Here is a 26,960-nt window from a genome sequence, read left to right on the forward strand (position 1 = left end):
GGGCCGTGCGGGCCCGGGCCCGCGCTCTCACGCGACCCGCTCGGTGGCTGGCGCGGAACCCCGTGCCGGAGGGGGTGGTTCGTTCGTTGCGGCCGCTGTCGCGGGCTTCGGCTGCCAGCCCGGGCCCCTGAAGACGCGGCCCGCGCGCTCGCCCCAGCCGCGGGCCGCCCGCAGGTCGCGGGCGATGGCCACGTACTCGTGGGTGGCCACGCGCAGCGGGTTGTAGGTGTGGATGTTCTTCGTCAGCCCGTAGACGGGGCGTTCGGTCTCGGGGACGAACGTCCCGAAGAGGCGGTCCCACACGATGAGGATGCCGCCGAAGTTCCGGTCCAGGTAGGAGCCTTGGGAGGCGTGGTGGACGCGGTGGTGGGAGGCGGTGTTCAGCACGTACTCGAAGGGCGCGGGCAGCCGCCGCACCCGCTCGGTGTGCACCCAGAACTGGTAGACGAGGTTGGCGGAGGAGCAGAAGCCCACGGCCGCCGGGTGCACGCCCAGGGCGACCATCGGCACGTAGAACGGCCACACCGTGAGCGTGGTCCAGGGCTGCCGCAGGGCCGTCGTCAGATTGAACTTGCGGCTGGAGTGGTGCACGACGTGGCAGGCCCACAGGATGCGTACGACGTGGTGGCCGCGGTGCGACCAGTAGTAGAAGAAGTCCTGGACGAGCAGCATCAGCGGCAGCGTCCACCACAGGACGGGCACACGCAGGGGGGTGAGTTCGTAGACGGCTGTGTAGATGCCGACGATGGGGATCTTCCACAGCGCGTCGAAGACGAGGCTGCCCAGGCCCATGGTGATGCTCGTCGCCGCGTCCTTCGCCTCGTAGCCCGCGGCGCCGCTCTCCTCGGCCGGGTGCAGCCGGTAACTCACCAACTCCAGCACGGTCAGCAGGAGAAAGGCGGGTACGGACCACAGCACGACATCGGGAAGGTGTGGCATGGCGGCACCATAAGCGCGTCAACGCGCGCTCCGCCAGAGGCCGTTACCGTGCGGTACGGATTTTTGTTACCTCGGGTTCGGGCAGGCGGGGCGCGGCGGAGGGCGCGGGTCCGGACCGGGCGCGGGCGGCGGTGTCAGCGGGGGCCCGTAAGCTCTTGGACCATGCTCGCAGACCGCACCGCAGCCGAATCGTCGCCGACTCCCTGGCCGGCCGCGTATCCCGAGGGGTACGCGGTCGTCGACGTGGAGACCACCGGGCTCGCCCGCGACGACCGGATAGTGTCGGCCGCCGTCTACCAGCTCGACGCCCGGGGCCGGACGCAGGACCGCTGGTACACGCTCGTCAACCCCGAGCGGGACCCCGGCCCGGTGTGGATCCACGGGCTGACCTCCGAGGTCCTCGCGGACGCGCCGCGCTTCCCGGAGATCGCGGGCGCGCTGGCCGAGCGGCTGGCCGGGCGGGTGCTCGTCGCGCACAACGCGGCCTTCGACTGGTCGATGATCGCCCGTGAGTACGCGCGCGCGAGCGTCACCGCGCCGGTGCGGCAGCGGCTGTGCACGATCGCGCTGTCGAAGGAGCTGGGGCTGCCGCTGCCCAACCACAAGCTGGAGTCCCTGGCCGCGCACTACGGCGTGGTGCAGGAGAGGGCCCATCACGCGCTCGACGACGCCCGGGTGCTGGCCGAGGCGTTCCGGCCGAGCCTGCAGCGGGCGGCGGAGCGGGGGCTGCGGCTGCCGCTGCTGGCCTGCCAGCCGCTGACCGAGTGGTCCGACGAGCCGGTGCGCCCGGCGGCCGGCTTTCTGCCGTCGGCCCGGTCGGCGACCTGGCGGACCAGCCGCAGACGGCCCGCGTGCCCGTATCCCAACCCCGGCCGCTACGAGCGGGGCGGGCAGCTCGTGCAGGGCATGCGGGTGGCGTTCTCCGGCGACACCTCCATCGACCGCGAGCTGCTGGAGGACCGTGCGACCGAGGCCGGGCTGCATGTGGCCAGCGGTGTCTCCCGGCTCACCAGTGTTCTGGTCACCAACGACCCCGGCTCCCCCACGTCCAAGACCTCCCGGGCGCGTTCCTACGGCACTCCGGTGATCGACGAGGCCGCGTTCGTCCAGCTGCTCTCGCACGTGCTGCCCGCGCCCCGGGCCTGATCCGCGCCCGGGGTGTCCCCCGGTGCCGGGCCGATGGAAGGCGGTGCGCGGGCGCGGGGTACCGTCGAGCGCGTGTACCGCTTCCTGTTGTCCCGGCAGTGGGTGATCCTCACGCTCGTGGGGCTCGTCCTGATTCCGGTGATGATCGAACTGGGCTTCTGGCAGTTCCATCGCCACGAGAGCCGGGTCGCCCGCAATGCCCTGGTGGCCCGCAGCATCGCCGCCGACCCCGTCCCCGTCACCGAGCTGACCGCCCCCGGGCGGGCCGTGCCGGGCGAGGACGTGTGGCGCACGGTGACCGCGAGCGGCACGTACGACACCAAGGACGAGGTCGTGGTGCGGCTGCGCACCGGCGAGGACGGCAAGTCGGGCTACTGGGTATTGACCCCGCTGCTGCTCGACGACGGGCGGGCCGTGCTCGTCAACCGGGGCTGGATCCCGGCCGACCGCAGCCAGCGGGACTTCCCCGACGTGCCCGCCGCGCCGTCCGGCCGCGTCACCGTCACCGGCCGGCTGCGGGCCGACGAGCGGCCCGGTGAGGGCATCAAGGACACCAAGGGGCTGCCGCCCCGGCAGGTCATGCTCATCAACAGCGAACGGCAGGCGCGGGCCCTGGGCCGGCCCGTCCTCGGCGGCTACATCGAGTTGAGCGACGAGAAGGTCTCCGGCGGCACCCAGCTGGTGCCCGCCCCGGACCACGACAGCATCGGCCCGCACATGGCGTACGCGATCCAGTGGTGGCTCTTCTCGGCCTTCGTGCCGGTGGGCTGGGTGATCCTGGTACGCCGGGAACGGCGCGACCGTGCCGCGACCGCGGCCGCGGCCTCGGCGAAGACCACGGACGCCGGCACCGGAACCGCGCCGGCACCGGACACGGCGAACCCGGCCGCGAGCCGCTGACGCGGCGCAGGACGCCGGGCCGCCCCGCAGCGTCCGTACCCCCTGGCCCCGCACCGGACCGCACCCCCGCGCCTGCCTCCGCCGCCACAGCCCTCGTCCGGGCACCGGCCGCCTCCACGCGGGCAACGCCCGGAACGGACGGCGGTCCCTGAACGGACGGCCCCGGTGGCACACTGCCCGCATGGATCTTGGACTCAAGGACCGGGTGTACGTGCTGACCGGCGCGAGCCGGGGGCTGGGCCTCGCGACGGCCCGCGAACTGGCCGCCGACGGCGCGAAGGTGGGCCAGTCCGCGCGAGACGGGCGGGCCGTGCGGGCCGCCGCCGAGGAGCTGGGCGCGGAGCGCGCCGTCGGCGTCGCCGCCGACAACAGCGACCCCGCGACCGCCGCCCGTCTGATCGCCACCGCCCGCGAGCGCTTCGGACGCTTCGACGGCGTCCTGGTCAGCGTCGGCGGCCCGCCGCCCGGTTCGGCGGCCGGGAACACCGACGAGCAGTGGCGGTCCGCGTTCGAGTCGGTCTTCCTCGGCGCGGTCCGCATGGCGCGCTCGGCGGCCGCCGAGCTCGGCGAGGGCGGGGTCGTCGGCCTCGTGCTGTCCGGCTCGGTGCGCGAGCCGATCCCCGGACTGACCATCTCCAATGGGCTGCGCCCCGGCCTCGCGGGCTTCGCGAAGTCGCTGTCGCTGGAGGTGGGACCGCGCGGCATCCGGGTGGTCGGGCTGCTGCCGGGCCGTATCGACACCGACCGGGTCCGCGAACTCGACGGCGCCGCCCCCGACCCGGCGGCGGCCCGGGCCCGCGCCGAGGAAGGCATCCCCCTGCGCCGTTACGGCACCCCGGAGGAGTTCGGCAGGGTCGCGGCCTTCCTGCTGTCCCCGGCGGCCTCGTATCTGACGGGCGTGACGGTGCCGGTGGACGGGGGCGCGCTGCACGGCTGGTGAGGGGCGCCTGCCCCGCAGGCCCCCCTCACCCCCTCACTCCACGCGTTCCGCCCGGTGCCGCAACGCCGTCAGGCGGACCTCCGCCGGGAGGGCGTCCAGGCCCGCCGAGGCACGGGCGTGCGCCAGCACCTCGGCGTCCAGCAGCCGCAGGGCCTCGGACGGGGAGGCGTGCGGGGACAGCCGCAGGGCCACCCGGGCCTCCGGGGCCGTACGGCGCCCCCGCAGGGCGACCAGGGCGCGGTCGACGCCCTCCAGTGACTCCGCCTCGGCGGACAGCGCCTCCTCCAGCGCCCGGCCGCGCACCACCGCGGCCTCGCCGTCGCCGCAGTCCACCAGGACGTCCGTGGTGCGGCGCCGGCGCAGCTGGGCCAGCAGCCACCACACCGCGAGCAGCGCCACGGCCGCGAGGGCGGCGAGGACGGCCGGCCACCACCACTCCTCGTGCCGCCAACGGCGCCGGGTGCCGGCGGGCAGCAGCACGTCGTGCGGGTCCTGGTAGGGCCACCACGAGGGCAGGGGGAGACCCCAGTGGTGCTTCAGGCTCAGCGCGCCGACGAGTACGGCGGCGCCGCACGCGATCAGCAGCGCTCCGGCGAGCCCCAGCAGGATCCGGTTGACACTTCTCAGCACCGTGCGCTCACCTCTTCACCGGCCGGTGCACCCGCACCGACAGCACCGGGTGCCGGGCGAGCCCCAACTCCCGTACCCCGTCGGCCAGTACGTCGTCCAGGTCGGACCGTACGTCGTCGAGGTCCCTGAAGTGCGACTGCGCCCGGACCCGGATCAGACGGCGGCCGACGTCGACGCGCACCGACTGCACGCCGGGGATCCGCAGGGCCCGGTCGCGCAGGACGAGCGCGGCCGCCCGGCGGTCGAGCCCGGCCCGCAGGCCCGGGGTGTCGCGGCGCATCGGCAGCACCCCGCGCAGCCCGGGGGTGACCGCGAGCACGAGCAGCCAGCCGCCCAGGACGACCGCCACCGCCGCGCCGGCGACGATCCAGGCGTCGTCCAGGGGGCGTTCGGCCAGTTCGCGGGCGAGCCGGCGGCGCCAGGCGGTCGCGGGGCGGGAGGCCCGTACGGCCGCGACGTCGTAGAGCAGCGCCCCGGCCGCGCCCAGCACCACGACCGCCGCGAGCACGGCGGGCACCCGCCGCGCGGACCGGAACCGGCGGGCACGCGGGGCGCCGTCCGGCGCGGCGGGAGGGGCCGGGGGCGCCGGGACCGTCCCGGACAGATGGAGCTCCGGCACCCCGGGCCGGACCGGACGGCGGGGGCCGCCGGACTGCCGCGCACCGACGGGCTCCCACGCGTCCCCGGCCCCGGCCGGAACGGCACCCGACTCCGGGACACCGGGGTCCTTCGACCCGCCCCCACGCCCAACACCCGACTCCGGAGCACCGGAACCCCTAGGCCCGCCCCCACGCCCGACACCCGGCACCGGAGCACCGGAACCCCTAGGCCCCTCCGCACGCCCGACACCCGGCACCCGGGCACCGGAACCCCTCGATCCGCCCGCACGCCCGGCACCCGGCTCCGGGGCACCAGAACCCCTCGATCCGTCCCCACACCCGACACCCGACTCCGGAGCACCAGAACCCCTCGGCCCGCCCCCACACCCGACACCCGACTCCGGAGCACCAGAACCCCTCGGCCCGCCCCCACGCCCAACACCCGACTCCGGAGCACCAGAACCCCTCGGCCCCTCCCCACGCCCGGCGCCCGGCTCCCGCCCCCGCCCCTCCTCCTGACGTCCCGTCATCGCACCCGCTCCCGTCCGGCGGAGAGCGTGTGCGGCGAGTGCAGCCGCTCCACCATGACCGTGACCTCCGGCACCGACAGGTCCGCGAGTTCCCGTACGCGCTCGGTGATCCGCTGCCGTACGGCGCGGCAGCGGGCGGCGATGTCGCAGGGGTAGTCCAGTTCGACGGCGACGCGGACCCGGGCGGCGCCGTCGTGGACGACGACCGTGGCGTACGGGGGCGTGCTGTCCTCCGGGGCGGTGGCGCTCAGCGCCTCCCGCGCCGCCTGCGAGGCCAGCTTGGCGACGACGCGGTCGGCGATCCGCGTCGCCCCGCGCTCAGCCGGTTCCACCACGCGCCCTCACCGCTCCCCCGGCGGCGAACCCGCCCTCGACGCCGACGCCGCCACGACCGCCACCGTCACCGGCGCCGTCCGTCGCGCTCGCGCGAGCGGAAGAAGTCGCCCGGGTCGAGATCCCCGTCCAGGAACCGGCCCACCACGAACCCGATCGCGCCCAGCGCCGCGACCAGCAGGAAAGCCCCGAACCCGCCGAAGTACCCGGCGAATCCGAGCGCCATGCCGGCGATCATGCCGACCACGGCCATGCTCATCGCACGCCCCCTTTACTGGAGCCTCGGCTCCGGCTCGTCCTCTTCCTCGTCCGGCAGTTTCACATCGCTCACGGCGATGTTGACCTCGACGACCTCCAGGCCGGTCATCCGCTCCACCGCCGCGATGACGTTCTCCCGCACCGAGCGGGCGACCTCCGCGATCGCCACCCCGTAGTCCACGACGATCTCCAGGTCGAGGGCCGTCTGGACCTCGCCGACCTCCGCCTTGACCCCGCGCGCGACGGACTTGCCGCCGGGCACCCGGTCGCGCACGGCGCCGAAGGTGCGGGCGAGGCCGCCGCCCATCGCGTGCACCCCGACGACATCCCGGGCCGCGAGCCCGGCGATCTTCTCCACGACGCCGTCGGCGATGGTGGTGCGGCCGCGGTCGGCGGGGGCGGGCAGCTCCCGGCCGGGGCCCGCCGGGCCGCCCGTGGCCTCGGTCCGGTTCCGCGGTGCGCTGTCGGTCATCGTCGATCGCCTCATTTCCGTGCGGGAGTTGCGGGCCGTGCGGCTGGAGCGGTGGCGGGGCCGACGGGAGCGGCTCCTTCTGCCACCCTAGGTGTGCTTTCCCCGCCCCGCGCGGGAGATCCCACGGAAGGAGGGGCCGATGAGCCAGGACCGCTCGGTACGGACCGTACGGCGGCAGCTCCGGCTCGGCCGCACCCTGCCGCTGGGCGGGCCGGAGGACGGCGCGTGGATCCTGGAGTGCGCGGCGGCCGGCGCGCTGCGGCGGGCCGTGGCCGGCGCCCTGCCCGGCGTGCGCCTGGAGACGCTGCGGCTGGACCTCGCGGAGGCGGGCGCGGCGTCGCGGCCGGCCGTCCCGCCGCCGCCCGGCGCCCTGCCGCCCGGCCCGCTGCGGATCACGGCGGACTTCGCGGCCACGGCGGACGCCCCGCTGCCGGCCGTCGCCGCACGGCTGCGCGCGGCCCTGTGGTCGGCCTCCGAGGAACTGCTCGGGCTCGCGCTCGACTCGGTCGACCTGCGGGTGACGGCGCTGTTGGACCAACCTGCCGAACCTGACGAGCCGCCCGGGCCGCCCGGGCCGTGGGAGGCGGAGTCCCCCGCCGACGCCCTCGCCCGCGCCGTGCGCGCCGTGCCGGGCGTCGCCCGCCTCGCCCCCGCGCTCGCCGGGGCGGAGCGCGCGGTCCGCGTCGAGGACCGTACGGGCGAGGGGCCCGGGAGCCATACGGTCCGGCACGTGAGCGCGCAGTTCGCGGTCGCGGCGGGCCACCGCGCGCTGGAGGTGGCCCGCGCGGTACGGGCGGCGACGGCCGCGGCCTCCCCGGCACCGGTCACGGTCGCCGCCGTGGTCACGGCCGTCGACGCGAAGTGAACCGGGGGGAGCGGGCCGTGGGGCGGGCACGCCCCCGACTCGCCCGTACCGCGCCCCGGTTCACTCGCCCAGGCCCGCCAGGTCGCGCAACCGGCGTGCCTGGGCGGCGCGTTCGGCCGACCGCTGCTCCTCGTACGTACGGCCGAGGCCGTCGCGCAGCAGCGCCTTCGTCTCGATGAGCGCGTCGCGCGGCGCGGCCAGCAGGGCGGCCGCGAGGTCGGCGACGGCCGCGTCGAGTTCGGCGAGCGGCACGACGAGATTGGCCAGCCCGGTGCGCTCGGCCTCCTCGGCGCGTACGAAACGGCCCGTGGCGCAGATGTCGAGCGCGCGGGCGTAGCCGACGAGCGAGAGCAGCGGATGGGTGCCGGTGAGGTCGGGCACCAGGCCCAGGCTCGTCTCGCGCATCGCGAACTGCGCGTCCTCGGCGCACACCCGCAGATCGCAGGCGAGGGCGAGCTGGAAGCCGGCGCCTATCGCGTGTCCCTGCACGGCCGCGACGGAGACGATGTCATTGCGCCGCCACCAGGTGAACGCCTCCTGGTACGCGGCGATTTCGGCGTCCAGCTCGGCGTCGGAGCCGCGGGCCAGGTCCAGGAAGGACGGCTCGCCCTCGAAGCCGTCGGGGGTGAACGCCTGCCGGTCGAGCCCGGCGGAGAAGGACTTGCCCTCCGCGCGCAGCACGACCACCCGCACATCGCCGGGCAGTTCCCGGCCCGCCGCGGCCAGCGCCCGCCACATCGCGGGCGACTGGGCGTTGCGCTTGGCGGGGTTGGCGAGCGTGACGGTGGCCACCGCGCCGTCCACGGTGAGCCGGACGCCGTCCTTGTCGAGCAGGGCGTCGCGCGGGACGTCGCGCGAGGGGTCGCGCTGTGCGTCGGGCAGGGGCTCGGGAGCGGTCATACAGGGCCTCCGGTTCGGCTGCAGTCACTGTGATACTGCACAGTAACCACCCGGCCGACGGCTCGGCCGGGTGGCACTGGTCACACCGACGGTGCCCTGGGGATGCGCGGCTTGCGTGAACAGCCGCCGCGGACCGCGGACCGGGCCGGGCCCTGGAGGCGGACCCCCGGAGTCAGACCGAGGCTGCCTTCTTGCCGCGCGTCGCTCCGCCGCGGCCGCGCAGGACCACGCCGGACTCGGTCAGCATCCGGTGCACGAAGCCGTAGGAGCGGCCGGTCTCTTCGGCCAGCGCCCTGATGCTCGCACCCGCGTCGTACTTCTTCTTCAGGTCTGCCGCGAGCTTTTCGCGCGCGGCGCCGGTCACCCGGCTGCCCTTCTTCAGAGTCTCGGCCACCCGTGCCTCCTCATGGGAGATGCGCCTCTTGACTCTCATGATCACCCCTCCCCGGCCTCCTGGCCACCCATTCGACAAGGTCCACAAGAAGTCCAAGGGAAGATGCATCCGCTGTTTCCGGCGGTGGAAGCGGCCGGAACAGCGCCTTCCGATCGGTCGCGCTCGTACGGCCGTCCGGGTGGCGCGGCGAAGCGGCAGGTCAGGCGGGGCACGGTGAGCGGGCGGGTCGGATGCTCCGGCGCATGGCACGGGGCGTGCGCCGGAGCGGCGGCCGCAGCCGGGGTACGAGCCGCCCTCACTCAGATGATGGATCACCCGTCGGCCGAATGATCGGGACCGCGCTGATCGACGCGCGGCCGGGCACCGCGGCGCCGTCCCGCCGGGGCGCCCGGCCGCCGTCACGCGAGGGCGACGAGATCCGCGTAGTCCGGGCCCCACAGGTCCTCGACACCGTCCGGCAGCAGGATGATGCGCTCGGGCTGGAGCGCGTCGACGGCGCCCTCGTCGTGGGTGACCAGGACGACCGCGCCCTTGTAGGTGCGCAGGGCGCCGAGGATCTCCTCGCGGCTGGCGGGGTCGAGGTTGTTCGTGGGCTCGTCCAGCAGCAGCACGTTGGCGGAGGAGACGACCAGCGTGGCCAGCGCGAGACGGGTCTTCTCGCCGCCGGAGAGGACGCCCGCGGGCTTGTCGACGTCGTCGCCGGAGAACAGGAACGAGCCGAGCACCTTGCGCACCTCGACCAGGTCGAGGTCGGGCGCGGCGGAGCGCATGTTCTCCAGGACCGTGCGGTCGGGGTCGAGGGTCTCGTGCTCCTGCGCGTAGTAGCCCAGCTTGAGGCCGTGGCCCTCGACGACCTTGCCGGTGTCGGGCTTCTCGACGCCGCCGAGCAGGCGCAGCAGGGTGGTCTTGCCCGCGCCGTTGAGGCCGAGGATGACGACGCGGGAGCCCTTGTCGATGGCCAGGTCGACGTCGGTGAAGATCTCCAGCGAGCCGTACGACTTCGACAGGCCCTCCGCCATCAGCGGGGTCTTCCCGCAGGGCGCGGGCTCGGGGAAGCGCAGCTTGGCGACCTTGTCGGCGGCGCGCTCCGCCTCCAGCCCGGAGAGCAGCTTCTCGGCGCGGCGGGCCATGTTCTGCGCGGCGACGGTCTTGGTGGCCTTGGCGCGCATCTTGTCGGCCTGGGCGTTGAGCGCGGCGGCCTTCTTCTCCGCGTTCTGCCGCTCGCGCCTGCGGCGCTTCTCGTCGGCCTCGCGCTGCTGCTGGTAGAGCTTCCAGCCCATGTTGTAGATGTCGATGACCGAGCGGTTGGCGTCGAGGTAGAAGACCTTGTTGACGACGGTCTCGACGAGGTCGACGTCGTGGGAGATGACGACGAAGCCGCCGCGGTAGGTCTTCAGATAGTCCCGCAGCCAGGCGATCGAGTCGGCGTCGAGGTGGTTGGTGGGCTCGTCGAGCAGCAGGGTGTCGGCGTCGGAGAAGAGGATCCGGGCGAGCTCGACACGACGGCGCTGACCGCCGGAGAGGGTGTGCAGCGGCTGGCCGAGCACGCGGTCGGGCAGGCTGAGCGCGGCGGCGATGGTCGCGGCCTCGGACTCGGCGGCGTAGCCGCCCTTGGTGAGGAACTCGGTCTCCAGGCGCTCGTACCTCTTCATGGCCTTCTCGCGGGTCGCGCCCTTGCCGTTGGCCATGCGGTCCTCGTTCTCGCGCATCTTGCGCAGCAGGACGTCGAGGCCGCGGGCGGAGAGGACACGGTCGCGGGCCAGCACGTCGAGGTCGCCGGTGCGCGGGTCCTGCGGCAGATAGCCGACCTCGCCGGAGCGGGAGATCGTGCCGCCGGCCGGCATGCCCTCGCCGGCGAGGCACTTGGTGAGGGTGGTCTTGCCGGCCCCGTTGCGGCCGACGAGCCCGATGCGGTCGCCCTTGGCGATCCGGAAGGAAGCGGACTCGATCAGCACACGGGCGCCGGCGCGCAGCTCGATACCGGAAGCGGTGATCACGGGGAATTACTCCTGGGCGGAAGGGACGGCGGTCGGGACGGGGGGTGGAACACGGCCGGCGGCGGGCCCCGCACGGCTGCGGGGCGGGCGGCGGGCCGGGCCGACGCCGTCTAATGCACGAGGAGAATTGCCATACGAAGAAGTCTAACGGGGGCGCGCAAGCGGTTTTCCCGGTCCGGTGGAGCCGGAGTGCGCGGCTGCGGCGTGTTCACCGATACTCAGGGGTGGAAGGCGGTGGCGCATGCAGTTCGACGACGACGCGAACCTCGACACGTCCCAGGTGCAGGACGAGCGGGGCGGGCGGATCCCCGGCGGGGGGTACACCATCGGCGGCGGCATCGTGGGGTTGCTCGCGCTGCTCGCCGGGCTGTTCTTCGGGATCGGCCCGGAGGAGCTGGGGCTGAGCGGCACCCAGGGGCAGGGGCAGCAGCCCCGGTCCTCGGCCAGTACGGACGCGCAGGTGTCGCAGAACTGCCGCACGGGCAAGGACGCCAACACCCGCGAGGACTGCCGGATCGTCGCGGTCGTCAACAGCGCGCAGTCCTTCTGGAGCCAGGAGCTCGCCCGTCAGGGCACCACCTACACCCCGGCCTCGACGGTGCTGTTCAGCAACCGCACCAACACCGCGTGCGGAGCGGCGACTTCGGCGGTGGGCCCGTTCTACTGCCCCGGTGACCGCAAGGTGTATCTGGACCTGGGGTTCTTCGACGAGCTGCGCAGCAAGTTCGGGGCGAGCGGCGGCCCGTTCGCGCAGGCGTACGTCGTCGCCCACGAGTACGGGCACCACATCCAGAACCTGACCGGCACCCTGAACCGGGCCCAGGACCGGCGCACCGGCGCCAACAGCAATTCCGTCAAGGTCGAGCTGCAGGCCGACTGCTACGCGGGCGTGTGGGCCCGGCACGCGACGTCGACGCCGGAGAAGTCCACGGGCCGGCCGCTGCTCAAGCAGCTGACGCAGGCCGACATCCAGGACGGGCTGTCCGCGGCCGCGGCGGTCGGCGACGACCGTATCCAGGAGAAGTTCCAGGGCCGGGTCACCCCCGAGAGCTGGACCCACGGCTCGGCCGCGCAGCGGCAGCAGTGGTTCACCACCGGGTACCGCACGGGCGACATGCGGCAGTGCGACACGTTCCGCTGAGCCGGGCCGCCTGAAGGCGGTGCGGGAGCGGGCCGGGCCCCCGCCGCGGGAGGCCCGGCCCGCTCGCGGGGCTACGCCCCGCCGGTGTGCACCTGGAACGCCGCCCGGCGCACCGCCTTCGCGAGTGCCGGGTCCGGGTGGGCGGCGGCCAGGGCCACGAGGACCTGCACGGTGCGCGGGTGCCCCACGGCCCGTACCTCCTCCAGCAGGCCCGGGACCGTGCCCTGCACGGCCGAGTCCAGGTGGCGGACCAGCAGCCGGCTCTCGCCGTGGTCGGCGACGGCGGCGGCGGTGTCCACCCACAGCCAGGTCGCCTCCTCGCGGGTGAGCACGTCGGCGGTCTCCTCGGGGTCGTGCCCCTCGTGCTCGGCGAGCCACAGCAGCGCGTACGGGCGCAGGCACGGCTCGTCCACGGCGGCCCGTACGGCGGGCTCGGCGGGCGCGCCGACCGCGCGCAGCGCCTCGAAGGCCAGCCCCCGCACCAGGGCGTCGTCGCCGCGCGCGGCGTCGAGGAGCTCGGTGACGGCGCTGCCCACGGGCCGGGCGGCGAGCCAGGCCCGGTACTCGGCGCGGGCCGGGCCGGGGGTGAGGTCGGCGCAGCCGCGCAGCATGGCCTCGGCGGACAGCTCGATATGGCCGGCGGGGCTCTGGGCGGCGACACAGATCTGTTCGAGCTTGACCCACACCGCCCAGTTGCCGAGCGGGGTCAGGGTGGCCTCGCGCGCGCCGTCGGCCTCGTTCCGCCGCACGTCGAGGGCGCCGACGGAGGCGAGCCCTTCGAGGGCCCAGTCGAGGAGCCCGGCCAGCGGGTCGCTGCCGTCGGCGGCGGGGACGGGAGCCGGCCGGGGTGCGGGCGGGCCCGGGCAGCCGGTGGGGACCTCGCAGCGCTCGGCGCGGATCTCGGCGACCCGCTGCTGCAACAGGTCCAGCAGCATCGCGACGGCGACCGGCCCCGCCGACAGGTGCATCACGGACAGCAGCTGGGGCGCCGCCTCGACGACCTCGGCGGCGACGGTCGCGTCGGTGCCGGGGGGCGCGGGGTGGGCGAGGGACCAGGCGTCGAAGAGGGCGACCCAGCCGCGCAGCACGGCACCGTCGTCACGGTCCCAGGCGTGCAGCCGCCAGCCGGGGCGGGCGCTGTCGCCGTGGAGCTCGATGAGGCCGGCGAGGCGGGCCCGGTCCCAGTCGGCGCGCACCCGGTGCGGCGTCAGGCGCAGGGTGGCGGCGGCCTGTTCGGCGGCGGCCGCGTCCAGGCCGCCGGACGCTCCGGGCCGCAAGGGGGTGCCGCGGCCGCGCTCGGCGGCGGCCCAGCGGGCCACGTGGACGGCGCCGGTGAGGCCGCCTCTCGCCTGCCGGGCGAGTTCGGCGGGGGCCGGGGTGCCGGCGGGCGGTCGGGGCGCCGGTCGGGAACCCCGTCCGGCCACCGCCCTGCGGGCGGCGGCGATCGGCTGTCGGGGGACGAGTCTGAGCCGGGAGTCGCGCGGAGTACGGGACGTCACAGGAGCAGTCTTGCCGTTGACGCTCCGAAAACCCAATCGGAATCGACTCTCCGGACCGGGCCCCGGGCGGGGGTGGCCCGCGCCGGCCGCCCGGCCGCCGTCAGCGGGGCTGCCCGTAGCCGCGCAGTTTGTCGGTGGCGGCGGCGAGTTGGTCCCGGCTCAGCAGGGCCGGGCTGCGGCCGGGGACGGCGGAGGCGGCGAGCCACACCCTGCACATCCACTCCAGCTGCGCGGTGCGGTCGTAGGCGGCGTCGAGGCCGGGGCCGAAGGTGAGGGTGCCGTGGTTGCGCAGCAGGCAGCCCGTGCGTCCGTCGAGGGCGCGCAGCATGTGGCGGGCGAGTTCCTCGGTGCCGTAGAGGGCGTACGGGGCGACGCGCACCGGTCCGCCGAGGGCGCCGGCCATGTAGTGGATGAGCGGCAGCTCGGTGACGAGGGTGGAGACGGCGGTGGCGTGCACGGCGTGGGTGTGCACGACGGCGGCCGCGTCGGTGGCCCGGTAGACGGCCAGGTGCATGGGCAGTTCGCTGGTGGGGGCGAGGGCGCCGAGCACCTGCCGCCCGTCGAGGTCGACGCCGACGGCGTCGTCGGGGCCGAGCCGGTCGTAGGGGACGCCGCTGGGGGTGACGAGGATCGTTTCGCCCACTCTCGCGGAGACGTTGCCGGAGGTCCCGACGACGAGCCCGTCGGCCACGGTGCGCCGCGCGGCGGCGACGACGCCGGCCCACGCCTGCCGGATCGCCTCGCGGCGGGCGGCGGAGTCCCGGGGGGAGGTCTCCCGGCGCGCGCGGCCGCCCCGCTGTGCGGTTTCGCCTCCGGCGCCGGGCGCGTACCGGACGGCCTCGCCGCCCGCGCGCCCGCCCGCCCCCGGCCGGGCGGGCCCACCGCGCCCGCCCCCGGCAACCGCGTCCCCGTGGGACTGCCCGCTCCCGGTGTCGTCACCGTCACAGCTCCGGGCACCGCGGTGCTCGGCCCCGCCGTCGGTCCGGCCTCCGCGCGCCCCCGCGCCCCCGTGTCCGTCCCCGCGCATGTCCGGGCCCTGGCCGCCGTTCACAGCACCCTCGTTCATGGATGACCCCCTCCGGTTCGCCTCACCGCTCGGCCCGACCCCGTTCACCTTCCGTTCACCCAGAGTCCTTACGGTCCTGGCTGTACTGTCCATCGAGCGATTGCCTGGGTGACCAGACGGACATGGAACACATCACGCTTCTCATCGGGATCGTGATCGTCACGGCCTTGGTGTTCGACTTTACGAACGGCTTCCACGACACGGCCAACGCCATGGCCACCACCATCTCCACGGGAGCCCTCAAGCCCAGGACCGCGGTGGCCATGTCCGCGGTCCTCAATCTGGTCGGCGCGTTCCTGTCGGTGGAGGTCGCCAAGACCATCTCCGGCGGGATCATCGACGAGAGCTCGGGAATCCGCCCGGAAGTGATCTTCGCGGGGCTGGTCGGGGCGATCGTGTGGAATCTGCTGACGTGGCTGGCGGGCCTGCCGTCCAGCTCCTCGCACGCGCTGTTCGGCGGTCTGATCGGCGCGACGCTGGTGTCGGTCGGCGCCGGCGGTGTGCACGGCGACGCCGTGGTGATGAAGGTTCTCATCCCGGCGGTCGCGGCCCCGGTCGTGGCCGGTCTGGCCGCCATGGCCGCGACCCGGCTGACCTTCCGGCTGGCCCGGGGCCGGGACGAGAACGACACCGCCAAGGGCTACCGCGCGGGGCAGATCGCCTCGGCCGCGCTGGTCTCCCTCGCCCACGGCACCAACGACGCCCAGAAGACGATGGGTGTGATCACCCTGGCCCTGGTCACCGGCGGCGTCGTGGCCCCGCACTCGGACCCGCCGGTGTGGGTCGTCGTCTCGGCGGGCCTGGCCATCGCGCTCGGTACGTACCTGGGCGGCTGGCGCATCATCCAGACCCTCGGCAAGGGTCTGACGGACATCAGGCCCGCGCAGGGCTTCGCCGCGCAGACCGGTGCCGCGACCGTCATCCTCGCCTCCTCGCACATCGGTTTCGCGCTCTCCACGACGCAGGTCTGCTCCGGTTCGATCATGGGCGCGGGGCTGGGCCGCAAGGGCGGCGTGGTGCGCTGGTCGACGGCGGGCCGCATGGTGATCGCCTGGTGTCTGACGCTGCCGGCCGCCGGTCTGGTCGCGGGCGGGGCCGCGCTCCTGGCGGAGCAGGGCGACTGGGGTGTCGCCGCGGTGGCGGTCCTCGGTCTCGCGGTGAGCGGAGCGATCTGGCTGGCCTCCCGCCGCAGGCCCGTCACGCACGACAACGTCACCGATTCCCCCGCGGAGCCGCAGGCCGAGCCGGTGGGTGTGGTCACGGCCGCGATCCAGGCCGTCGCCCCGCCGCCGCCCGCCGCGCTCGCCGCCACCGCCACCGCCGCCCCCGAGCCCGCGCCCGCCGCGGCCGCGAGCTGACCGGAGAGAAGCGATGAACATCAACTGGGCAGCTCTCGGGCAGGTCTTCGGCGTCAGCCTCGTGGTGACCGTCGGGCTGGTCGGCGTCTTCACCCTCGGCATCGTCGGCACCTCCCGCAAGGCGGGTACGGACGCTTCCGCTTCCGGGGGCGCGACGCCCCTCGCGCGCACCGGCGCGTACCTGTGCTACGCGGTGTGCGCGGCGGCCGTCGGCTACGGGATCCACCTGATCGTGGCCTGAGCCCGCGCCGCCTCCGCTTCGCCCCTGTCCCGCCGGAAACGGCAGGGCAGGGGCATCTTCATGCCTGATGAGGCGAGTTGACGGGCCCTCGCGGACCGTGGTGGACTTCCGGAGCCAAACGGCGACAGCGCAGAGGAAGCCGGTGCGAATCCGGCGCGGTCCCGCCACTGTCACCGGGGAGTGTCCCCCACTGTCAGGCCACGGCCCGCCCTGAGCGGCGGGCGGGAAGGCCGGGGCGACGCGGATCCGGGAGCCAGGAGACTCTGGGTCGCCGGTCACGTCGAGCCAGGGCGCGGACCCTGAGTGAGGACACATCGCATGCGCGGCCGCCTTCGACCACTGCCCTGCCGGACGGAGCACTCGGGCCCGGGCACGGTCTGATCCGATGCGCGCCGAACACCTCGCCTTCGCGTGCGGTGCCGCGCTCGGCCACCTCGGCGATCTCGCCTTCGGCGATCCGCGCCGCGGCCATCCGGTGGCCGCGTTCGGGCGGGCCGCGCAGGCCGTCGAGCGGCGCCTGTGGCGCGACCACCGCGGGCGCGGGGCGCTGCACACCCTGGTCTGCGCGGGCGGTACGGCCCTCGGGGCCGCCCTGCTGGCCCGTACCGTCCGTACCCGGCTGCCCGCCCCCGCGCGTGTGCCCGCCGAGGTCGCCCTGACCGCCGTCGCCACCTGGGCCGTGCTGGGCGGGACCTCGCTGGGCCGGGAGGCGCGGTCGGTCGCGAAGGCGCTGGAGGCCGGGGACCTCGACGCGGCGCGCGAGCGGCTGCCGCACCTGTGCGGGCGCGACCCGCAGGCGCTGGACGGGCAGCAGATCGCGCGGGCCGTCGTGGAGTCGGTCGCCGAGAACACCTCCGACGCCGTGGTCGGCGCCCTCGTGTGGGGGGCGCTCGTGGGCGTGCCGGGGCTCGCGGGCTTCCGCGCGGTCAACACCCTGGACGCGATGGTGGGGCACAAGTCGCCGCGCTACCGGCGGTTCGGCTGGGCCTCGGCGCGGCTGGACGACGCCGTGGGCTGGCCCGGCGCCCGGCTCACGGCGGTACTGGCCGTGCTGGCCGGCCCGGATCCGCGGACCGCGTGGCGGGTGGCCCGGCGGGACGCGGCCCGGCACCCGAGCCCCAACGCGGGCCCGGTGGAAGCCGCGTTCGCGGGCGCGCTCGGGGTGCGGCTGGGCGGCACCCTCGCCTACGGCGGCCGTGTGGAGCACCGGCCGGTCCTGGGCGCGGAGCTGCGTCCGGTGGAGGTCGCGGACATCGAGCGCGCGGTGCGGCTCTCGCGCCGGGTCGCGTTGCTGGCGCTCGGGGTCGCGGCCGGCGCGCGCACCACCGGGCAGGCGCTGCGCGCGGGCGGGATCCGGCGTGCGGCGGGCAGCATCTCGAAAGGCGTCCCGACAGGCGTCGCACAAAGCATCGTGAACGGGGCGAGGGGGAGGAACCGGTGACAACAGCGGTACGGGGCGGGGGTCTGCTCGTCGCCGGGACGACCTCGGACGCGGGCAAGAGCGTGGTGACGGCCGGGATCTGCCGCTGGCTGACCCGCAAGGGCGTCAAGGTCGCCCCGTTCAAGGCGCAGAACATGTCGCTGAACTCGTATGTGACGCGCGAGGGCGCCGAGATAGGGCGGGCGCAGGCCATGCAGGCGGCCGCCGCGCGCGTGGAGCCGAGCGCGCTGATGAACCCGGTGCTGCTCAAGCCGGGCAGCGACAGCAGCAGCCAGGTCGTGCTGATGGGCAAGCCGGTGGGCGAGTTGAGCGCGCGCGGCTACCATTCCGGGCGCCAGGAGCGGCTGCTGGAGACGGTCACGGGCTGTCTGGAGGAGCTGCGGCGTACGCACGACGCGGTGGTCTGCGAGGGCGCCGGCAGCCCGGCCGAGATCAATCTGCGGCGTACGGACATCGTCAACATGGGGCTCGCGCGGGCCGCGCGGCTGCCGGTGGTCGTGGTCGGCGACATCGACCGGGGCGGCGTGTTCGCGTCGTTCTTCGGGACGACGGCGCTGCTCTCGCGCGAGGACCAGGAGCTGATAGCGGGCTATCTGGTCAACAAGTTCCGCGGCGATGTGAGCCTGCTGGAGCCGGGCCTGGACATGCTGCGCGGTCTGACGGGGCGCCGGACGTTCGGGGTGCTGCCGTTCACGCACGGTCTGGGCATCGACGAGGAGGACGGCCTGAGGGTGTCCCTGCGCGGGGTGGTGCGCGAGTCGGTAGTGGCGCCGCCGTACGGCACGGACGTGCTGCGGGTCGCGGTGTGCGCGGTGCCGCTGATGTCGAACTTCACGGACGTGGACGCGCTGGCCGCCGAACCGGGCGTGGTCGTACGGTTCGTGGACCGCCCCGAGGAGCTGGCCGACGCCGATCTCGTGGTGGTGCCGGGCACGCGCGGCACCGTGCGCGCGCTGGCGTGGCTGCGCGAGCGCGGGCTCGCGGACGCGCTCGCGCGCCGCGCGGCGGAGGGCCGGCCCGTGCTGGGCATCTGCGGTGGTTTCCAGTTGCTGGGCGAGCGCATCGAGGACGAGGTCGAGTCGAGGGCGGGAGTCGTCGACGGGCTGGGGCTGCTGCCGGTCCGGGTGCGGTTCGCGCGGGAGAAGACGCTGACGCGGCCGTCCGGCAAGGCGCTGGGCGAGCCCGTCGAGGGCTACGAGATCCACCACGGGGTCGCCGAAGTCCTCGGCGGTGAGGGCTTCCTGGACGGCTGCCGGGTCGGCCAGGTGTGGGGCACGCACTGGCACGGTTCGCTGGAGAGCGACGGCTTCCGGCGGGCGTTCCTGCGCGAGGTGGCGCGGGCGGCGGGCCGGGCGTTCGTTCCCGCCCCGGACACGAGCTTCGCCGCGCTGCGCGAGGAACAGCTCGACCGGCTGGGCGACTTGATCGAGCAGCACGCGGACACGGAGGCGCTGCTGCGGCTGATCGAGGACGGGGTGCCCGGCGGGATGCGGTTCATCCCGCCGGGGGCGCCGTGACCGCTCGCGCGGAGCCGGGAACACAGCCGCGCCGCCCCGGCCCGTACGGCGCCCGCAGCACCACACCGACCACCGCACCGGCGTCTGCCGAAGGAGCAATCACCGCATGAGCACCCCGTACCCCTTCGCCGCGATCGTCGGCATGGACCGTCTGCGGCTCGCGTTGCTCCTCAACGCGGTGAGTCCCTCCGTGGGAGGCCTCCTCATCCGCGGCGAGAAAGGCACCGCGAAGAGCACCATCGTGCGCGCCCTGGCCACCGTCCTCCCGGACGTGCCGGTGGTCGCGGGCTGCCGCTTCGCCTGTGATCCCGCCTCGCCCGACCCGCAGTGCCCCGACGGCCCGCACCAGGACGGCTCGGGCACCACCCGCGCGACCCGCTTGGTCGAACTCCCCGTCGGCGCCTCCGAGGACCGGCTCGTCGGCGCCCTCGACATCGAGCGGGCCCTGTCGGAAGGTGTGAAGGCCTTCGAGCCGGGCCTGCTGGCCGACGCGCACCGGGGCGTGCTGTACGTCGACGAGGTCAACCTCCTCCACGACCATCTCGTGGACCTGCTGCTCGACGCGGCAGCGATGGGCACCTCGCACGTGGAACGCGAGGGTGTCTCCGTCCGCCACGCCTCCCGTTTCCTGCTCGTCGGCACGATGAACCCCGAAGAGGGCGAGCTGCGCCCTCAGTTGCTGGACCGCTTCGGGCTGACCGTCGAGGTCGCCGCTTCCCGCGAGCCCGACGAGCGCGTCGAGGTCGTCCGCCGCCGGCTCGCGTACGACGAGGACCCGGTGGCGTTCGCCGCCAAGTGGGCGGCGGAGGAAGAGGAGTTGCGCGAGCGCATCGTGGCGGCGCGCGCCCTGCTGCCGGACGTACGGCTCGGTGACGGCGCTCTGCGCCGCATCGCGGCGGTGTGCGCCGGGTTCGAGGTGGACGGTATGCGCGCCGACATCGTCACGGCGCGTACGGCCACGGCGCTGGCCGCCTGGGGGGGCCGTACGGACGTGGCCACCGAGGACGTCCGGCAGGCCGCGCTGCTGGCGCTCCCCCACCGCCGCCGGCGCTCCCCCTTCGACGCGCCGGGTCTCGACGAGGACAAACTGGACGAGATCCTCGCGCAGTTCGAGGACGAGGACCCCGAGCCGGAAGGGCCGGACGGACCTGACGGACCGGAAGGCCCCGAGGACCCGCAGGACCCCCAGGGTCCGGACGGCGGACCGGACGGCGACGGCGGCCCCGACGGCGGCGGCCGTCCCCCGCAGGAGCCGGCCGGCCAGGGCGTCCCCGACCTCCCCTCCCAGCAGCGCGACGAGCCCTCCCCCGACGGGACGGCCCCGCACGCCGAGGAAGCCGCCCCGCACGCCCGGAGCGAAGCGCAGGGACAAGCACAGGGCGAAGCGCCGGCCGAGGCCCCCGCCGTGCCCGCCGAAGCCCCCTTCCGCGCCCGGAAGTTCACCGTGCCCGGCCTGGGCGAGGGCGCCGACGGGCGGCGCTCCCGCGCCCGTACCGCGCACGGCCGCACCACCGGCGCGCAGCGGCCCCGCGGCACCCTGTCGCGGCTGCACCTGGCGGCGACCGTGCGGGCCGCCGCCCCGCACCAGCGGGCGCGCGGGCGCAGCGGGCCCGGCCTGGTCGTGCGCCGTGACGACCTGCGGGAGGCGGTCCGCGAGGGCCGTGAGGGCAATCTGGTGCTGTTCGTCGTGGACGCCTCCGGTTCGATGGCGGCCCGCAAGCGGATGAGCGCGGTCAAGGGCGCGGTGCTGTCGCTGCTGCTGGACGCCTACCAGCGGCGGGACAAGGTCGGCCTGGTCACCTTCCGGGGCTCCGGGGCGCGGCTGGCGCTGCCGCCGACGTCGTCGGTGGAGGCGGGCGCGGCACGGCTGGAGACGCTGCCCACGGGCGGCCGTACCCCGCTCGCGGCGGGCCTCGCTCGGGCCCGTGAGGTGCTGCGGGTGGAGAAGCTGCGCGATCCGTCGCGGCGGCCGCTGCTGGTCGTGGTGACCGACGGGCGGGCGACGGGCGGGCCGGAGCCGCTCGCGCGGGCCTCCCGCGCCGCGCGGGCGCTGGCGGCCGACGGCGTGGCCTGCGTGGTGGTGGACTGCGAGTCCGATCCGGTACGGCTGGGGCTGGCGGGCGAGTTGGGCCGGGAGCTGGGCGGCCCGGTCGTGACGATCGACGACGTTCGCGCGGACACCGTGTCCGCGCTGGTGCGGACCGTACGCGCCGACAACCACAGGAGGGCCGCGTAATGCCCAAGGGGCAGCCGACCGTCGTTCCCGACGACGGGCTCACCACGCGCCAGCGCCGCAACCGGCCGCTGGTGTTCGTCCACACCGGCACCGGCAAGGGCAAGTCGACGGCCGCGTTCGGGCTCGCGCTGCGGGCGTGGAACCAGGGCTGGCCGATCGGGGTGTTCCAGTTCGTGAAGTCCGCGAAGTGGCGGGTCGGCGAGGAGCGGGCGCTGAAGGTGCTCGGCGACAGCGGCGAGGGCGGCCGGGTCGACTGGCACAAGATGGGTGAAGGCTGGTCGTGGATCCAGCGGGATGCCGATGTCAGCAATGAGGAGAAGGCCCGTGAGGGCTGGGAGCAGGTCAAGCGGGACCTGGCGGCGGAGACCTACCGGCTGTACGTGCTCGACGAGTTCGCCTATCCGCTGCACTGGGGGTGGATCGACACCGACGAGGTGATCTCGGTGCTGCGGGAGCGGCCCGGCACCCAGCACGTGGTGATCACCGGCCGCAACGCCCCGGAGATGCTCGTGGAGTTCGCGGATCTGGTCACCGACATGGCCAAGGTCAAGCACCCGATGGACGCGGGCCAGAAGGGCCAGCGGGGCATCGAGTGGTGAGTTCCGCCGTGCGTGTCCCCCGGCTGGTGATCGCCGCGCCGTCGTCCGGCAGCGGCAAGACGACCGTGGCCACCGGTCTGATGCGGGCCTTCACCGACGCCGGGCTGAAGGTCTCGCCGCACAAGGTGGGGCCCGACTACATCGATCCGGGCTATCACACGCTCGCCGTGGCGGGCGCGCGGCCGGGCCGCAATCTGGACGCGTTCCTGTGCGGGCCGGAGCGGATCGCGCCGCTGTTCCTGCGCGGCGCGGAGGGCTGCGACCTCGCGGTCGTCGAGGGCGTGATGGGCCTGTACGACGGGGCGAGCGGGCAGGGGGAGCTGGCGTCGACGGCGCACGTCGCGAAGCTGCTGAAGGCGCCGGTGGTGCTGGTCGTGGACGCCTCCGCGCAGTCGCGTTCGGTGGCGGCGCTCGTGCACGGCTTCGCCTCCTGGGACCCGCGGGTGCGGGTCGCGGGCGTCATCCTGAACAAGGTGGGCTCGGACCGCCACGAGGCCCTGCTGCGCGAGGCGTTGGCGGAGTCCGGGGTGGAGGTGCTGGGCGCGCTGCGCCGCGCTGAGGACGTGCACACGCCGAGCCGGCACCTGGGGCTGGTGCCGGTGGCCGAGCGGGCCGCCGAGGCCACGGACGCGGTCGCCGCGCAGGCGGCGCAGGTGCGCGCGGGCTGCGATCTCGACGCGCTGCTGGCGCTGGCCCGCAGCGCGCCGCCGCTGGCCGGCCCGGCCTGGGACCCGGCGGCGGAGGCGGGCGTCGGCGCGCCCGCCGGGGGCGGCCGGCCGGTGATCGCGGTCGCGGGCGGCGCGGCGTTCACGTTCGCGTACGCCGAGCACACGGAGCTGCTGACGGCGGCCGGCGCGGAGGTCGTCCCCTTCGATCCGCTGCGTGACGAGAAGCTGCCGGACGGCACGGCCGGGCTCGTCGTCGGCGGGGGGTTTCCGGAGGTGTACGCGCCGGAGCTGAGCGCCAACGAGCCGCTGCGCGCGGCGGTTTCGGCGCTGGCGGCGGGCGGCGCGCCGGTCGCGGCGGAGTGCGCGGGGCTGCTGTACCTGGCCCGTTCGCTGGACGGCAGGCCGATGTGCGGGGTGCTGCCGGCCGAGGCGCGCATGTCGGGGCGGCTGACGCTGGGCTACCGCGAGGCGGTGGCACTCGCCGACAACCCCCTCGCGGCGGCGGGGAGCCGGGTGCGCGGGCACGAGTTCCACCGCACGGTGATCGAGCCGGGCGCGGGTGCCTGTCCGGCGTGGGGGATGACGCATCCGGAGCGCCGGGTGGAGGGCTTCACGCACGGCGGCGTCCACGCGTCGTACCTGCACGTGCACTGGGCGGGGGCGCCGGGCACGGCGGGCCGTCTCGTGGCGCACGCGGCGCGGTACGCGGCAGGCGGATGACCGTACGTCCGGTGGCGCGCGGAACGTCCCGTTCGGGAACGGCCCGTTCAATGGGCGAGGCCCACCACCAGCCAGATGAAGAGCACGCCCGCGACCGTGCAGGCCAGCGTGGAGCGCGCGGGGTGCTCGTGGTGGGCCTCGGGCAGGATGTCGGAGGTCGCCAGGTACAGCAGCACCCCGGCGAAGAAACCGAGGTACGTGCCGAGGAACTGCTCCGGAAGGGTGAACAGCAGCGTCGAGGCGGCCCCGGCGACGGGGGCCAGGGCGTCCAGCGCGAGCATCAGCTGCGCGTGGTGCCGCCGGCTGCCGTACAGGTCGGTGATCGTGTACGTGTTGAAGCCGTCCGCGAAGTCGTGGGCGATCACGGCGATGGCGACGGCGGCCGCGACTCCGCCGCCGACCTGGAAGGCCGCGCCGATGGCGACACCGTCCATGGCGCTGTGCCCGACGAGCGCGGCGGCGGCCGTCAGCCCCACCTGCGGGGCGCGGCTGCGGGCGCCGCGGTGCGCCCTGCGCACGGCGAGCAGCCGCTCGACGAGGTGGGCGGTGAGGAAGCCGAGGACGAAGCAGAGCAGCGCGACGGGCACGCCGAAGGTCTCGCGTCCGGCGGCGTGCAGCGCCTCCGGCAGCAGGTCGAGGCCGACGACGCCGAGCATCAGCCCGCCCGCGAGGCCGAGGACGAGGTGCCGGCGGTCGACGACGCGCTGGGCGGTCCACCCGCCGAGCAGCGTCATCACGAACGCGCCCACGGCGATCACGACCGGCACGCCGCCACCTCCTGCCAGGCTCCTTCCCTTCTCCTGCTTACGGGCGGGCGGCGGGCCGCGCACCTCCACCGCGCGCCCGGGGGCCCGAGGTGAGCGCCGCCGTGCCGCTGTCCGTGGGGGTGGGCGCGCGCAAGGGGGTCACGGCCGAGGAGGTGCTGGCGCTGGTCGGGCCGGTGGTGGCGGAGGCGGTACGGGCGCTCGGCGGCGGCCGTACGGGCGTGGTCGCCGCCCTCGCGACGGCCGGGGCGAAGGCGGGCGAGCCGGGCCTCGCGGAGGCGGCGGCCCGGCTGGGCGTCCCCCTGCGGGCGTACCCGGCGCGGGAGCTGGCGCGCGTGGCGGTGCCCGCGCCGTCCGAGGCGGCGCTCGCCGCCGTGGGAGCGCCGGGGGTCGCCGAGGCGGCCGCGCTGCTGTCGGCGGGGCCGGGGGCGGCGCTGCTGGTCGGCAAGCGGAAGGCGGCGCGGGTGACGTGCGCGGTCGCCCGCGGGCCCGGCGGCCCGGCGAACACCCCCGGGTGCGGCCCCGTTTGACACACCTGCACCATGGTTCTCTCCGGATCCGGCACAGAAAGCAGCTCATGCACCGACCCCTCGAACCCGATCTCAGACACCACGGCGACGCCGAAGTACGCGGCGCGGGCGCGGACTTGACCGACCTCGCCGTCAACGTGCGTTCGGGCACGCCCCCGCAATGGCTGCGCGAGCGCGTCGCGGCGTCGCTGGACGGGCTCGCCGCCTACCCCGACGGGCGGGCCGCGCGCCGGGCCGTGGCCGCGCGGCACGGGCTGCCGGAGGAGCGGGTCCTGCTGACGGCGGGCGCGGCGGAGGCGTTCGTGCTGCTGGCCCGCGCGCTGCCGGTGCGGCGGCCGGTCGTGGTGCACCCGCAGTTCACCGAGCCGGAGGCGGCGCTGCGGGACGCGGGGCACGCGGTGGAGCGGGTGCTGCTCGACGCGGCGGACGGCTTCCGGCTGGATCCGCGCGCGGTGCCGGGCGACGCCGATCTGGTGGTCGTCGGCAACCCCACCAACCCGACGTCCGTCCTGCACCCGGCCCGGACGCTCGCCCGGCTCGCCCGGCCCGGGCGGACGCTGGTGGTCGACGAGGCTTTCATGGACGCGGTGCCGGGCGAACGCGAGTCGCTGGCCGCGCGCACGGACCTGCCGGGGCTGGTCGTCCTGCGCAGCCTGACCAAGACGTGGGGGCTGGCCGGGCTGCGCATCGGCTACGCCCTGGCCTCGCCCGGCACCGTCGCCGCGCTGGAGCGGGCGCAGCCGCTGTGGCCGGTGTCCTCCCCGGCGCTCGCGGCGGCGGAGGCGTGCAGCGCCCCGGCGGCGCTCGCGGAGGCCGCGCACGCCGCGCACCGGATCGCGGCGGACCGGGCGCATCTGGTGGCGGCACTGGGCGAGTTCGCGCAGGTGACGGTGTACGGGCCGGCGGCCGGCCCGTTCGTGCTGATCCGCCTCCCCGACGCCGCCGCCGTCCGCACCCGGCTGCGTGCCCTGGGCTTCGCGGTACGCCGCGGCGACACGTTCCCGGGCCTGGGCCCGGACCATCTGCGACTCGCGGTCAGGGACCGCGCGACGACGGACCGCTTCGCGGCCGCGCTGGGGAAGGCACTGACGGAGGGGTGAGGGCGGGGGCCGGCGGGGACGGCGCTCCGGGCGCGCGGGCCCCGTGCCCGCCGGTTGGTGCTCCCCCTCAGCGGATCACCCTCCCCCGCAGCACCACCCGTTTCGGCGTCCCCAGGACCCGGACGTCCTGCCGGGGGTCGGCCCCGTAGACGACCAGGTCCGCCGGGGCGCCCTCCTCCAGGCCGGGGCGGCCGAGCCAGGCGCGGGCGTCCCAGGAGGCGGCGGCGAGCGCGGCCCGGGGCGGCAGCCCGGCCCTGACCAGTTCACCGACCTCCCGGCCCACCAGCCCGTGCGCGAGCGAACCGCCCGCGTCCGTACCGACGTAGACGGGGATGCCGGCGTCGTGGGCGGCGCGTACCGTCTCGTAGCGGCGGGCGTGCAGCCGGCGCATGTGCTCCGCCCAGCGCGGGAACTTCTTCTCGCCGCTGTCCGCGAGCTGCGGGAACGTCGCGGTGTTCACGAGCGTCGGCACGATCGCCACGCCCCGCTCGGCGAACAGCGGAATGGTCTCCTCCGTCAGCCCGGTGGCGTGCTCGACGCAGTCGATGCCGGCTTCCACGAGCGGGGCGAGGGACTCCTCCGCGAAGCAGTGGGCGGTGACGCGGGCGCCCAGCCGGTGCGCCTCGGCGATCGCGGCCTCGACCTCGCCGCGCGGCCAGCACGCGGCGAGGTCGCCCTGCGTACGGTCTATCCAGTCGCCGACGAGCTTGACCCAGCCGTCGCCGCGCCGCGCCTCGCGGGCCACGTAGGCGACGAGGTCGCCGGGTTCGATCTCGTGCGCGTAGTTGCGGATGTAGCGGCGGGTACGGGCGATGTGGCGCCCGGCGCGGATGATGCGCGGCAGGTCCTCGCGGTCGTCGACCCAGCGGGTGTCCGCCGGGGAGCCGGCGTCGCGCAGCAGCAGCGCTCCGGCGTCGCGTTCGGCCAACGCCTGTTTCTCGCTGGTGGATTCGTCGACCGCGCCGTGCGCGTCGAGGCCGACGTGGCAGTGCGCGTCCACCAGCCCCGGCAGTACCCACCCCTCGATCGTGGTGACGTCGCGCGCGCCCGCCGGCCGCTCGAAGGTGATCCTTCCGCCGACGGCCCACAGCTCGTCGCGCACCCCCTCCACCGGGTCCGCGCCGACGAGCACCCGCCCCTTGATGTGCAGCACACCACTGTCGCTCATGGTCCGCAC

General features: G+C 75.4%; 27 protein-coding genes and 1 riboswitch. Of the genes, 14 read left to right on the forward strand and 13 right to left on the reverse strand.

Going from position 1 to position 26,960, the window contains the following annotated elements; genetic code table 11:
* Positions 1 to 27: 27 nt before the first annotated feature.
* On the reverse strand, positions 28 to 939 hold the full coding sequence (locus ACFP1Z_RS20025) for a sterol desaturase family protein (RefSeq protein WP_390317945.1): 912 nt from the start codon (positions 937 to 939) through the stop codon (positions 28 to 30).
* 162 nt (positions 940 to 1,101) lie between these two features.
* On the opposite strand from ACFP1Z_RS20025, the gene ACFP1Z_RS20030 reads away from it, so the two are divergent.
* The 3 genes from ACFP1Z_RS20030 to ACFP1Z_RS20040 all read left to right on the forward strand — a co-directional run bounded on the left by ACFP1Z_RS20030 (position 1,102) and on the right by ACFP1Z_RS20040 (position 3,925).
* Positions 1,102 to 2,085, forward strand: coding sequence for a DEDDh family exonuclease (locus ACFP1Z_RS20030; RefSeq protein WP_390317947.1), 984 nt, complete (start codon positions 1,102 to 1,104; stop codon positions 2,083 to 2,085).
* A gap of 72 nt (positions 2,086 to 2,157) precedes the next feature.
* Positions 2,158 to 2,985 carry an SURF1 family cytochrome oxidase biogenesis protein gene (locus tag ACFP1Z_RS20035; RefSeq protein WP_390317948.1) on the forward strand — a complete coding sequence of 276 codons (828 nt, stop codon included), beginning with the start codon at positions 2,158 to 2,160 and terminating at the stop codon, positions 2,983 to 2,985.
* Between the two features lie 181 nt (positions 2,986 to 3,166).
* On the forward strand, positions 3,167 to 3,925 hold the full coding sequence (locus tag ACFP1Z_RS20040) for an SDR family oxidoreductase (protein WP_390317950.1): 759 nt from the start codon (positions 3,167 to 3,169) through the stop codon (positions 3,923 to 3,925).
* Between the two features lie 33 nt (positions 3,926 to 3,958).
* Here the strand turns inward: ACFP1Z_RS20040 and amaP are convergent, their stop codons facing one another.
* From amaP to ACFP1Z_RS20065, 5 genes are all read right to left on the reverse strand, one after another.
* Positions 3,959 to 4,555, reverse strand: a complete 597-nt coding sequence (amaP, locus tag ACFP1Z_RS20045; RefSeq protein ID WP_390317951.1) for an alkaline shock response membrane anchor protein AmaP — start codon at positions 4,553 to 4,555, stop codon at positions 3,959 to 3,961.
* Positions 4,556 to 4,562: 7 nt separating this feature from the next.
* Positions 4,563 to 5,174: a DUF6286 domain-containing protein gene (locus tag ACFP1Z_RS20050; RefSeq protein WP_390317953.1), complete on the reverse strand. Its 612-nt coding sequence runs from the start codon at positions 5,172 to 5,174 to the stop codon at positions 4,563 to 4,565.
* A gap of 506 nt (positions 5,175 to 5,680) precedes the next feature.
* Positions 5,681 to 6,016, reverse strand: coding sequence for an Asp23/Gls24 family envelope stress response protein (locus ACFP1Z_RS20055; protein ID WP_390318285.1), 336 nt, complete (start codon positions 6,014 to 6,016; stop codon positions 5,681 to 5,683).
* Positions 6,017 to 6,084: 68 nt separating this feature from the next.
* On the reverse strand, positions 6,085 to 6,276 hold the full coding sequence (locus ACFP1Z_RS20060; RefSeq protein ID WP_390317955.1) for a hypothetical protein: 192 nt from the start codon (positions 6,274 to 6,276) through the stop codon (positions 6,085 to 6,087).
* Positions 6,277 to 6,288: 12 nt separating this feature from the next.
* Positions 6,289 to 6,747, reverse strand: coding sequence for an Asp23/Gls24 family envelope stress response protein (locus ACFP1Z_RS20065; protein ID WP_390317957.1), 459 nt, complete (start codon positions 6,745 to 6,747; stop codon positions 6,289 to 6,291).
* Between the two features lie 139 nt (positions 6,748 to 6,886).
* On the opposite strand from ACFP1Z_RS20065, the gene ACFP1Z_RS20070 reads away from it, so the two are divergent.
* Entirely contained in the window at positions 6,887 to 7,612 is a 726-nt protein-coding gene (locus ACFP1Z_RS20070; RefSeq protein WP_390317959.1) for a nucleopolyhedrovirus P10 family protein, read from the forward strand.
* Between the two features lie 60 nt (positions 7,613 to 7,672).
* On the opposite strand, the gene ACFP1Z_RS20075 is transcribed toward ACFP1Z_RS20070, so the two are convergent.
* The 3 genes from ACFP1Z_RS20075 to ACFP1Z_RS20085 all read right to left on the reverse strand — a co-directional run bounded on the left by ACFP1Z_RS20075 (position 7,673) and on the right by ACFP1Z_RS20085 (position 10,903).
* Positions 7,673 to 8,512, reverse strand: coding sequence for an enoyl-CoA hydratase/isomerase family protein (locus ACFP1Z_RS20075; RefSeq protein ID WP_390317961.1), 840 nt, complete (start codon positions 8,510 to 8,512; stop codon positions 7,673 to 7,675).
* Between the two features lie 172 nt (positions 8,513 to 8,684).
* On the reverse strand, positions 8,685 to 8,906 hold the full coding sequence (locus tag ACFP1Z_RS20080; protein WP_390317963.1) for a helix-turn-helix domain-containing protein: 222 nt from the start codon (positions 8,904 to 8,906) through the stop codon (positions 8,685 to 8,687).
* A gap of 398 nt (positions 8,907 to 9,304) precedes the next feature.
* On the reverse strand, positions 9,305 to 10,903 hold the full coding sequence (locus ACFP1Z_RS20085; protein ID WP_390317965.1) for an ABC-F family ATP-binding cassette domain-containing protein: 1,599 nt from the start codon (positions 10,901 to 10,903) through the stop codon (positions 9,305 to 9,307).
* 241 nt (positions 10,904 to 11,144) lie between these two features.
* Between ACFP1Z_RS20085 and ypfJ the strand changes: the two genes are divergently transcribed.
* Positions 11,145 to 12,044: a KPN_02809 family neutral zinc metallopeptidase gene (gene ypfJ, locus ACFP1Z_RS20090; RefSeq protein ID WP_390317967.1), complete on the forward strand. Its 900-nt coding sequence runs from the start codon at positions 11,145 to 11,147 to the stop codon at positions 12,042 to 12,044.
* 71 nt (positions 12,045 to 12,115) lie between these two features.
* On the opposite strand, the gene ACFP1Z_RS20095 is transcribed toward ypfJ, so the two are convergent.
* Together ACFP1Z_RS20095 and ACFP1Z_RS20100 are read right to left on the reverse strand one after the other, a co-directional pair.
* The gene (locus ACFP1Z_RS20095) at positions 12,116 to 13,543 is read right to left on the reverse strand and encodes a hypothetical protein (RefSeq protein ID WP_390317969.1); all 1,428 of its coding nucleotides are present in this window, start codon (positions 13,541 to 13,543) and stop codon (positions 12,116 to 12,118) included.
* A gap of 100 nt (positions 13,544 to 13,643) precedes the next feature.
* Positions 13,644 to 14,279: a class II aldolase/adducin family protein gene (locus ACFP1Z_RS20100; RefSeq protein ID WP_390318287.1), complete on the reverse strand. Its 636-nt coding sequence runs from the start codon at positions 14,277 to 14,279 to the stop codon at positions 13,644 to 13,646.
* Between the two features lie 452 nt (positions 14,280 to 14,731).
* Between ACFP1Z_RS20100 and ACFP1Z_RS20105 the strand changes: the two genes are divergently transcribed.
* The 7 genes from ACFP1Z_RS20105 to ACFP1Z_RS20135 all read left to right on the forward strand — a co-directional run bounded on the left by ACFP1Z_RS20105 (position 14,732) and on the right by ACFP1Z_RS20135 (position 23,389).
* Positions 14,732 to 15,967, forward strand: a complete 1,236-nt coding sequence (locus tag ACFP1Z_RS20105) for an inorganic phosphate transporter (RefSeq protein ID WP_390317970.1) — start codon at positions 14,732 to 14,734, stop codon at positions 15,965 to 15,967.
* 13 nt (positions 15,968 to 15,980) lie between these two features.
* Complete coding sequence (locus ACFP1Z_RS20110; RefSeq protein ID WP_390317972.1) at positions 15,981 to 16,208, forward strand: hypothetical protein; 228 nt, start codon at positions 15,981 to 15,983, stop codon at positions 16,206 to 16,208.
* 133 nt (positions 16,209 to 16,341) lie between these two features.
* A riboswitch (cobalamin riboswitch) is annotated at positions 16,342 to 16,471 on the forward strand.
* A gap of 122 nt (positions 16,472 to 16,593) precedes the next feature.
* Entirely contained in the window at positions 16,594 to 17,649 is a 1,056-nt protein-coding gene (locus tag ACFP1Z_RS20115) for a cobalamin biosynthesis protein (RefSeq protein ID WP_390317974.1), read from the forward strand.
* Positions 17,646 to 19,166, forward strand: coding sequence for a cobyric acid synthase (locus ACFP1Z_RS20120; protein WP_390317976.1), 1,521 nt, complete (start codon positions 17,646 to 17,648; stop codon positions 19,164 to 19,166). The genes ACFP1Z_RS20115 and ACFP1Z_RS20120 overlap by 4 nt, the downstream gene beginning before the upstream one ends.
* 106 nt (positions 19,167 to 19,272) lie before the next feature.
* Entirely contained in the window at positions 19,273 to 21,402 is a 2,130-nt protein-coding gene (locus ACFP1Z_RS20125) for a putative cobaltochelatase (protein WP_390317978.1), read from the forward strand.
* A complete protein-coding gene (cobO, locus tag ACFP1Z_RS20130) occupies positions 21,402 to 22,001 on the forward strand; it encodes a cob(I)yrinic acid a,c-diamide adenosyltransferase (RefSeq protein WP_390317979.1) in 600 nt (199 codons plus the stop codon). Before ACFP1Z_RS20125 ends, cobO begins: the two co-directional genes overlap by 1 nt.
* Before the next feature lie 8 nt (positions 22,002 to 22,009).
* Positions 22,010 to 23,389 (forward strand): cobyrinate a,c-diamide synthase, encoded by a 1,380-nt coding sequence (locus tag ACFP1Z_RS20135; protein ID WP_390317981.1) that lies wholly within the window; start codon positions 22,010 to 22,012, stop codon positions 23,387 to 23,389.
* A gap of 47 nt (positions 23,390 to 23,436) precedes the next feature.
* Here ACFP1Z_RS20135 and ACFP1Z_RS20140 read toward each other — a convergent pair whose 3' ends face one another.
* Positions 23,437 to 24,123: a ZIP family metal transporter gene (locus tag ACFP1Z_RS20140; RefSeq protein WP_390318288.1), complete on the reverse strand. Its 687-nt coding sequence runs from the start codon at positions 24,121 to 24,123 to the stop codon at positions 23,437 to 23,439.
* Between the two features lie 122 nt (positions 24,124 to 24,245).
* Here ACFP1Z_RS20140 and ACFP1Z_RS20145 point away from each other — a divergent pair, with 122 nt between their 5' ends.
* Both ACFP1Z_RS20145 and cobC read left to right on the forward strand, forming a co-directional pair.
* Positions 24,246 to 24,683 carry a cobalamin biosynthesis protein gene (locus tag ACFP1Z_RS20145; RefSeq protein ID WP_390317983.1) on the forward strand — a complete coding sequence of 146 codons (438 nt, stop codon included), beginning with the start codon at positions 24,246 to 24,248 and terminating at the stop codon, positions 24,681 to 24,683.
* Positions 24,684 to 24,730: 47 nt separating this feature from the next.
* On the forward strand, positions 24,731 to 25,783 hold the full coding sequence (gene cobC, locus ACFP1Z_RS20150; RefSeq protein ID WP_390317985.1) for an Rv2231c family pyridoxal phosphate-dependent protein CobC: 1,053 nt from the start codon (positions 24,731 to 24,733) through the stop codon (positions 25,781 to 25,783).
* A 67-nt stretch (positions 25,784 to 25,850) separates the two neighbouring features.
* Here cobC and ACFP1Z_RS20155 read toward each other — a convergent pair whose 3' ends face one another.
* Positions 25,851 to 26,951 carry an amidohydrolase family protein gene (locus ACFP1Z_RS20155; RefSeq protein ID WP_390317986.1) on the reverse strand — a complete coding sequence of 367 codons (1,101 nt, stop codon included), beginning with the start codon at positions 26,949 to 26,951 and terminating at the stop codon, positions 25,851 to 25,853.
* Positions 26,952 to 26,960: the final 9 nt, after the last annotated feature.

The organism is Streptomyces gamaensis, assembly GCF_042656465.1.
GTDB classification, from domain to species: Bacteria; Actinomycetota; Actinomycetes; order Streptomycetales; family Streptomycetaceae; genus Streptomyces; species Streptomyces gamaensis.

Coding starts and splice junctions, on each gene's coding strand:
- ACFP1Z_RS20065 (WP_390317957.1), bottom strand. CDS start 6,747: ATGACCGACAGCGCACCGCGGAACCGGACCGAGGCCACGGGCGGCCCG.
- ACFP1Z_RS20070 (WP_390317959.1), top strand. CDS start 6,887: ATGAGCCAGGACCGCTCGGTACGGACCGTACGGCGGCAGCTCCGGCTC.
- ACFP1Z_RS20125 (WP_390317978.1), top strand. CDS start 19,273: ATGAGCACCCCGTACCCCTTCGCCGCGATCGTCGGCATGGACCGTCTG.
- ACFP1Z_RS20155 (WP_390317986.1), bottom strand. CDS start 26,951: ATGAGCGACAGTGGTGTGCTGCACATCAAGGGGCGGGTGCTCGTCGGC.
- ACFP1Z_RS20115 (WP_390317974.1), top strand. CDS start 16,594: ATGCGCGCCGAACACCTCGCCTTCGCGTGCGGTGCCGCGCTCGGCCAC.
- ACFP1Z_RS20105 (WP_390317970.1), top strand. CDS start 14,732: ATGGAACACATCACGCTTCTCATCGGGATCGTGATCGTCACGGCCTTG.
- cobO (WP_390317979.1), top strand. CDS start 21,402: ATGCCCAAGGGGCAGCCGACCGTCGTTCCCGACGACGGGCTCACCACG.
- ACFP1Z_RS20060 (WP_390317955.1), bottom strand. CDS start 6,276: ATGAGCATGGCCGTGGTCGGCATGATCGCCGGCATGGCGCTCGGATTC.
- ACFP1Z_RS20040 (WP_390317950.1), top strand. CDS start 3,167: ATGGATCTTGGACTCAAGGACCGGGTGTACGTGCTGACCGGCGCGAGC.
- ypfJ (WP_390317967.1), top strand. CDS start 11,145: ATGCAGTTCGACGACGACGCGAACCTCGACACGTCCCAGGTGCAGGAC.
- ACFP1Z_RS20025 (WP_390317945.1), bottom strand. CDS start 939: ATGCCACACCTTCCCGATGTCGTGCTGTGGTCCGTACCCGCCTTTCTC.
- cobC (WP_390317985.1), top strand. CDS start 24,731: ATGCACCGACCCCTCGAACCCGATCTCAGACACCACGGCGACGCCGAA.
- ACFP1Z_RS20140 (WP_390318288.1), bottom strand. CDS start 24,123: ATGACGCTGCTCGGCGGGTGGACCGCCCAGCGCGTCGTCGACCGCCGG.
- ACFP1Z_RS20030 (WP_390317947.1), top strand. CDS start 1,102: ATGCTCGCAGACCGCACCGCAGCCGAATCGTCGCCGACTCCCTGGCCG.
- ACFP1Z_RS20075 (WP_390317961.1), bottom strand. CDS start 8,512: ATGACCGCTCCCGAGCCCCTGCCCGACGCACAGCGCGACCCCTCGCGC.
- ACFP1Z_RS20110 (WP_390317972.1), top strand. CDS start 15,981: ATGAACATCAACTGGGCAGCTCTCGGGCAGGTCTTCGGCGTCAGCCTC.